The organism is Bacteroides sp. AF32-8BH, assembly GCF_003435205.1.
Lineage (GTDB): Bacteria > Bacteroidota > Bacteroidia > Bacteroidales > Bacteroidaceae > Bacteroides > Bacteroides ovatus.
This window is the reverse complement of sequence record NZ_QVLZ01000059.1, coordinates 1-6,347: the sequence shown is the minus strand read 5'-3', so window position 1 is coordinate 6,347 and position 6,347 is coordinate 1. Positions and strand designations below refer to the sequence as shown.

The 6,347-nt window shown below is 48.3% G+C and carries 7 protein-coding genes and 2 pseudogenes; 4 read left to right on the top strand and 5 right to left on the bottom strand.

The annotated features are described in order from the left end of the window. Window positions 1-620: 620 nt before the first annotated feature. From DWZ47_RS27135 to DWZ47_RS27125, 3 genes are read left to right on the top strand one after another with little or no spacing between them, the layout of a single operon-like run. Window positions 621-1,355 carry an RteC domain-containing protein gene (locus tag DWZ47_RS27135; protein WP_233525123.1) on the top strand — a complete coding sequence of 245 codons (735 nt, stop codon included), beginning with the start codon at window positions 621-623 and terminating at the stop codon, window positions 1,353-1,355. 50 nt (window positions 1,356-1,405) lie between these two features. Continuing rightward, window positions 1,406-1,852 carry a PepSY-like domain-containing protein gene (locus DWZ47_RS27130; RefSeq protein ID WP_077153715.1) on the top strand — a complete coding sequence of 149 codons (447 nt, stop codon included), beginning with the start codon at window positions 1,406-1,408 and terminating at the stop codon, window positions 1,850-1,852. A gap of 31 nt (window positions 1,853-1,883) precedes the next feature. Beyond that, a complete protein-coding gene (locus DWZ47_RS27125) occupies window positions 1,884-2,300 on the top strand; it encodes a hypothetical protein (protein WP_075964296.1) in 417 nt (138 codons plus the stop codon). 670 nt (window positions 2,301-2,970) lie between these two features. On the opposite strand, the pseudogene tnpC reads toward DWZ47_RS27125, so the two are convergent. The 5 genes and pseudogenes from tnpC to tnpA (DWZ47_RS27100) form a co-directional block, all read right to left on the bottom strand. Further along, window positions 2,971-4,330: pseudogene (gene tnpC, locus DWZ47_RS27120) on the bottom strand (IS66 family transposase). Window positions 4,331-4,391: 61 nt separating this feature from the next. After that, a complete protein-coding gene (tnpB, locus tag DWZ47_RS27115; protein WP_077153714.1) occupies window positions 4,392-4,772 on the bottom strand; it encodes an IS66 family insertion sequence element accessory protein TnpB in 381 nt (126 codons plus the stop codon). 7 nt (window positions 4,773-4,779) lie between these two features. Beyond that, window positions 4,780-5,166 (bottom strand): IS66 family insertion sequence element accessory protein TnpA, encoded by a 387-nt coding sequence (gene tnpA / locus DWZ47_RS27110; protein WP_233525122.1) that lies wholly within the window; start codon window positions 5,164-5,166, stop codon window positions 4,780-4,782. Window positions 5,167-5,228: 62 nt separating this feature from the next. Then, window positions 5,229-5,624 (bottom strand): IS66 family insertion sequence element accessory protein TnpB, encoded by a 396-nt coding sequence (gene tnpB / locus DWZ47_RS27105; protein ID WP_077153712.1) that lies wholly within the window; start codon window positions 5,622-5,624, stop codon window positions 5,229-5,231. Further along, window positions 5,612-6,028 (bottom strand): IS66 family insertion sequence element accessory protein TnpA, encoded by a 417-nt coding sequence (tnpA, locus tag DWZ47_RS27100; protein WP_013610373.1) that lies wholly within the window; start codon window positions 6,026-6,028, stop codon window positions 5,612-5,614. Before tnpA (DWZ47_RS27100) ends, tnpB (DWZ47_RS27105) begins: the two co-directional genes overlap by 13 nt. A gap of 40 nt (window positions 6,029-6,068) precedes the next feature. On the opposite strand from tnpA (DWZ47_RS27100), the pseudogene DWZ47_RS30490 reads away from it, so the two are divergent. Beyond that, window positions 6,069-6,347: pseudogene (locus DWZ47_RS30490) on the top strand (hypothetical protein); the annotation flags it as partial.

Sequence of the window (6,347 nt, the reverse complement as noted above, 5' to 3'; positions counted from 1 at the left end):
AAAAACAATAAGGCGTATACGGCTACCTGTTATTCTCCATTTGCAGAAGTGTAGAAGTAGCAATCCGTTAATGGAGACGATGAAGAAAAACAATAAGGCGTATACGGCTACCTGTTATTCTCCATTTGCAGAAGTGTAGAAGTAGCAATCCGTTAATGGAGACGATGAAAAAACAATAAGGCGTATACGGCTACATGTCATTCTCCATTTGCAGAAGTGTAGAAGTAGCAATCCGTTAATGGAGACAATGAAGAAAAAACATAAGTCGTACACGGCTACATGCCCATTCTCCATTTGCAGAAGTGTAGAAGTAGCAATCCATTAATGGACAATAGGGCATGTAAAGGGCAGATTTTCCGTATATTCGCCTCCTTATCCCCGAATTATGGGCGTAAGTCACATGGTCATGGAGATATATCTATCCTTTAATGGGGAGAACAGCCGGCAAATATCTGATGGAAAAGCCCCACAAACCACAGGAAAATAGCCACACAATGGTCTGATACACAATAATTCTTGGAGAAACATGGTCCGCTCCTGCGGACAGCAAGTTGTGTTTTCGTTAAACGAAAACCGGACGGTTTAACGGCAATTAAGCCGCTAAACCGTCCGCTTCCTAAGTGCAACTGAAAGCCTTCATCGCGGACTATACTTTCCGTGACGAAGTGGAGGAAATCGAGTTCTTCAAGACGGTCAAACCCCGAATCTGTCACCGGCTCATCTACTACCGCAAGATATACAACATCGAGATGAACCGTCCGGTAGGCAGCGAGTCGCAGCGAAGCTACCTGATAGACGAGATACGGGGCATCAACCGCTACAACGAGAAACGTTCGGACTTCGTGCGTTACTACCGCTCCGGGCTGACCCACTTGGACGCGCTCTATTACCTGCGTGGCAACCTTGACACGGCACTCTACTTGGAGTCGTTCCATCACGAGCGTGATCCGTCTTTCTCGACCAACTGTAACTTCATGGCGGCACGGCTTCTTGCCAACGAGCGGCTGATCCGCTACCTGACGAAGGAATTGGAGGCGTTCGAGCTGCGGCAAGCCGAAGAATCGTTGCCGAAGGTGCGCCTGACGTGGAAAGCGACGAAGACGGAACTGACCGAACTGCTATTTGCTTTGGACAGCCGCAAGGTATTCGGGGATGTCCCGTTGACAAGGCTGTCGGAGTACGTGCAGCGGGCATTCAACATCGAGTTGGACAAGAACCTGTCCCGGACATTCGGCGACCTGCGCATCCGCAACCGGCAGACGCCTTTCCTTGACAGCCTGAAGGCCGCACTGCTCAGGCGGATGAACCGCCCGCTGAACAACCGCCCCGGAGGTCGGAACAAAAAAACGCTTTGAGAAGGATAAGAATTGAATAATAACAAACAGAAACCTAAATAGAAAAGGACATGAAACAGGTATTTGTCAAACCTCTGTTGCTGCTGCTCGTGATACTGGCAGCGGCATCCTGCGACAAGGACGAGAAGGAAATCGGCTACGACGCGCTGCCCCAAAAGGCGCGGCAGTTCATCGCACAGTACTTCCCCGGTGTGAAATGCACCCGTGCGGTGCGTGACAAGGATGACGGAACAACCGAATACGAGGCATGGCTCTCGGATGGGACGGAATTGGACTTTGACGGACAGGGCGACTGGACAAGCGTGGACTGCAAGTTCTCCGCGCTGCCGAACGGCATCCTGCCGGAAGCCATCGCGACGGACATCGCTACCCGTTACCCCGATGCTGTACCCTACAAGGTAGAGAAACAACCGGGCGGTTACGAGATAGACATCCCCGGCTGGGAACTGTACTACAACAATCAAGGCACGTTCATCCGCGCCGAGAGAGACCTGTAAAACTGCATGAAACACCAATAACTAAAGAGCTATGATCATCTATGACAGCAAAATCGCCCGTCTGCTGCAAGGCCGGCTGAATCCCTACGATTACGTGACCCTGCCTCTGGTTACCCTGACTGCCCTCCCTTATGGCGAGAAAGGCATTTGGGAAGAGATGGAGATGAGCATCCACCGCCGGCAATACACGGAATGTTTTTGTGTGTCCCTGCTGCCGTCCCTGCTTTTGGGCTGGCAGGTATGCTGGGGATTTGCCGCCCTGCCGCTGTTCGCTTACTACCTCCTTTACTGGGCTGAACGCTTGGCTGTCGGCCATTCAGCGTTTGATTACGAGGCAGAAAAAGAGAGCGAGGAAGTAAGCTACTTCGTGGTGCGCAAACATTTCGCTTGGCGCAAGTGGTATTGGAAAAAGGAGCTGCCGGCCATCGACCGAAGCTGGTTCTGCTAAAGGAACAGGACTGACTCCTATACAGCTACTACAAGCGTGGGCTGCTGTCTGTTTAAGTTGTTTTCGGGCATCCTGGGGCCTTCTTTATGATTAAACGAGATGCAGCCCACCGCTTCCTTTTATCACATTCCTCTGGGCGGAAAAGGAAAGCGTGGAAGTAAAAAAGGAAAAAGTGCAATTTAGACATATATACGAAGAGTTACGATGAAGAAAACGGAATGCGTCCTTGTGAAAGGTCGCCAGATGTCCGCCGAAGGGTAGCAATGCCCGTAGGACACAGTTTTTTTGAATTTTTAGGAAAGTTCGTAAGTGTTCGGTGAACTCCCTTGACGAGTAAAGGTAGGGTGTACGTCCTGCTCGGCACACCTTAAAGTAACATTGAGGGGTATTTACCCGTGCTTGGGCTACCCAAAGAGTGCATCGAGGGGTATTTGTCCGTGTTTGGGTCATCAAAAGGGTACATCGAGGAGTATCTGTCCGCGCTTGGGCTATCAAAAGGGTACATCGAGGAGTATCTGTCCGCGCTTGGGCTATCAAAAGGGTGCATCGAGGGGTATTTGTCCGTGTTTGGGTCATCAAAAGGGTACATCAAGGGGCATTTGTCCGTGCTTGGGCTACCAAAAGGGTACACCAAGGTACATTCATACCTTTTGCCCCACCTAAAGGGCGTTTAGGATAATGCGTAGGAGGCGAGCTTATTGTAAGCTTTCAGATTATCCGGCAGTAATTCTGCCAAGTCTGTTGAGTAGTCATTGTCATAGTCATGGATATGTTCGAGGAAGTAGATCAGCCATGTACGGAAGTCCACACCGGCAGATTTACAGCACCCGAAGAACGAGTAGAGTACCGCAGCATCTTCCGCGGCGTCATGGTTGCCACAAAATAAATAGTTTTTGCGTCCGCACGCCACGGGACGGACCTTATTTTCTTTTTCTTCTGGCATGGGCCCAACAGCCCAGCAGGATAATCCCTTTCTTCGCGTCCAGCAAATCGTATCTTTCGTAACCGTCCGTCTGTATGGCTCCACGGAACTTGCTGAAGAGCTTCAAGACCACCCTACCTGCACGGGAGCCATTATCATAATAGAAAAACTGACGTCCGGTCATAACGCTGCGCACAAGCCAGATGTATCCTTTTACCGTCTTGTGTTTCTCGTCATGTATGACAGGGATTGTAGTCTCGTCCGATTGTATATAGTCCGTTTGTAATATCAACTCCCAGAGTCGGAAGTATAGTGGCCTTAAAAGATCGGCCACATCTTTGAACCAGTCGTTAACCGTCGATGGCGGGAGATGCACGCCTACTCGCCTGAACCTTTCCAACTGCCTGTGGAACGGGAGGTGGTCCACATACTTGTTTATCATCATTTCAGCCAGCAACGAGGAGGACGCATAGCTCTTGGCGATCGGCATGACCGGTACTGTTCCTGTACGGAACTCGTCCGTGCCTTTCCGCTTGGCCGTATGCCGTATTATTTTCCGGATATAAAACCGTTCAGGTTCATACACGAGGACCTCGGTCACTTCCTCTCCGGGAAGAAGAACCCATTCCTCTTCATTATACCCTTCAGGATAAACATGCTCCTCCCTGCGTTCCAGATTTTCAGGGAGAGGATTACGGACCGGACGCTTTCCTGCCATCTTTTTACGGGCGATGACCGCCTCTCTGGTAGCTTGCAGCTCCTTTTCTGCTTCCGCAGCGGCTTCCGCTTCTTCCGGCAACATGTCAAAACCTTCAAAATCCAGCCATCTGTCTTGTGCGTCAGGTTTGATAAACTTTTCCGCTTTCCGCCCATATAATTGACGTTCCAGATATGCCACCCGTTCTTCCAACTTGCTGATCTTTGCCTCCTTTTTGGCGATAATGGTATCTTTTTCAGACAACTGAAGCTCATAAGCCTCCTTTTCCGCAACCCCAAGAGGCTGCGCGGACACCTTTTCCCTCAACCTGCTGTTCTCCCTGTAAAGGCAGTCGCATTTATACATGAGGTCTTTTATAAGGGCTTCGTTTTCTGTTGACGTATTTGACATAACTGTTTCTAAATATGACACTAAGATACGCAAAATCGGTTAAAGGACAATGCGACATGTGTTATAATTTGTTACAATTGAACGTTACAGGCATATTTCTTTTATGCCGTCTGACCTTGCTGCTGTCTATACCCTGGACCATCATTACAAGATCGCTCCAGAAGGTCTCCACGACTTTGATGCGGCCTTCTTCCGTATCAATAGAAGGTACGTGGAAGTACCCTTGTTCCAATTTCATGTGATATATTACCAGTCCACCATATTCCATGTGGAGGATTTTCATAGAGGCGCAATTCCTTGATATGAAAATGAAAGCGTCTCCATCACGCACATTCTTGCCCATCTGATCTGTCACCAGACCGCTCAAAGTATAAAAACTCTTACGCATATCGGTCGGATAAGGATACAGATAATATCTGTTTGACTCGTTAAGACTGAACATCGGCTGATTAACGGTTAAGGTTTAAAAATATAAGGGTCTGTAAAATCTCTGATGACACGGGACCATTTAACCGCACAGTAACACCATTGGGATATACTATTTCACAGACACTTTGTGGCTGTCCGGAAGAAGGAAAATCAGGAGAAAAAAAAGATGCTGGAGCTGGAGTTTTGCCGGACAGGGCATGACCGCCAGCTCCCATTTTAACCGGTATAAACTTACCTTTGGCTGCGGCATTCGTTTTGGGACCTTTCAGTTTTGCTTTCCAAAAGCTGAAACGTTTACGCTTGATTCCTTCATTAGAGCAAAAATCCTTTATTGTTAAACCGCTTTCTTTATATCGGGCATAAATTTCTTTGAAATCGTCCATTGTCCATTGAACTCTTGTCACCATAATTGTATATTTTTAAATCATGGACAAAGGTATTCAATGAAAGGATTATTTATAGGGGGAGTTCACCGAACACTTACTTTGTTTACAGATATTTGCCAGTGTCTTTTCAGATCGGAGAGCCGTCTTTGCCTTCCCTTTCGTTTGTCCTCGTTGATGCCTTCCACCATGATGACAAGATCACTCCAGGTCATGGGGTACGAGTGGGTTTCAGGATCATAAGCGGGGATTTTAAAAGTTCCTTCCTCAAGCAGTTTCTCGTACATCACCAGACCTCCCGTTTCTGCGTGCAGAAGCTTTATACGGTTTTTCAGCCTGTTGATAAAGATGTACACATCTCCATTCCGGACATCCCCGTTCATTTTTTCCCGGATCAGACCGCTCAAGCTGAACATGCCCTTACGCATATCGGTACTGCCGGGGCATAAAAAGTAACGCATGGAGTCGTTCAGGCAAAACATGTTCCACACAGTTTAGTGAGCAGGCTCAAAGCGGCTTTACAACCACCCGTGCCCTTAAATTTCATTTTAATCCCGTTGGGAAGCTCCAGGGATATCTCCGAGTTGTCAGTACATTTACCGGAAGTTTTCTCTGTCTTTTGCGGGCACAAGGCAGGTTTGGACTGGAACGTTGGTGCAGACACATTGTTGTTGTCTATGCTTATCGGAACAAAACCATCCATGCCAGCTGTGGGGACACTTCCAGATTTAAGCTCCTCGTCCGATATATTGAAACGTGAGCGCCAGTCGTAAAACTGGGAACGGTTATATCCTTCATTCGCACAAAAATCCTTTACCGTTAAGTTGCTTTGGCGTTGTCGAAGAAGAATATGGAAAAACTCCTCCCTTGTCATATATTTTGCCATAAATCCTTTTTGCACACAAAGATAAACGGGAAAGGATATTATGACAAGATGTATTTGCTCAACCGCTTACGGATATACGTCGGCTGTTCGCAAAACCACCCGTACTGTGGAGAATGGCTGCCAAACCAAGTTTTCCGAAGGCGGGGCCTGCGGCCTATACGTGGTGCGGGGCACTCAAACAGTCTATTCCAACGTGAAACTGACAGCCGAGAGAGATGCCGACACGGGCGGTCTCGTATGGAAAACTGAAAGTCCGACACCGCTCGCAGGCGGGCTGTTGGACGAACACTATTATTTCTACTATCCCTATCAGGCACGA